General features: G+C 64.2%; 1 protein-coding gene. It reads right to left on the bottom strand.

The features are described from left to right. Positions 1 to 279, bottom strand: a 279-nt coding sequence (locus CUZ56_RS16045; protein ID WP_204250937.1) for a hypothetical protein, incomplete at both ends; no start/stop codon positions are given.

Consider the following 279-nt stretch of genomic DNA (forward strand, 5'->3'; position numbering starts at 1 on the left):
GTATGTGACAGGTTCGCCCGCCGTGATCTTGCTCTGGACGCCCGCCAACCCAGCGGGAGAGTACTTCGCTGCCGGTCCCCAGAGGCCGAGCAGGCTGAGGGCAAGCATGGACGCGAGGCCAAGGCCAGACGCAGCCAAGATGCTGGTGAAGCTGGCCGACCCTATGAGGGTCACTGCGACGAGAACGAGTGCGTAGAGGAGCCAGGTGGCGGTGAGTTGGAGCAGAGGAAGGGCGCGGCTGTCGTGGAAGAAGATCAGGCTTGCGGCATACTCCACGAG

This window comes from Saezia sanguinis (assembly GCF_003991585.1).
GTDB lineage: Bacteria > Pseudomonadota > Gammaproteobacteria > Burkholderiales > Burkholderiaceae_C > Saezia > Saezia sanguinis.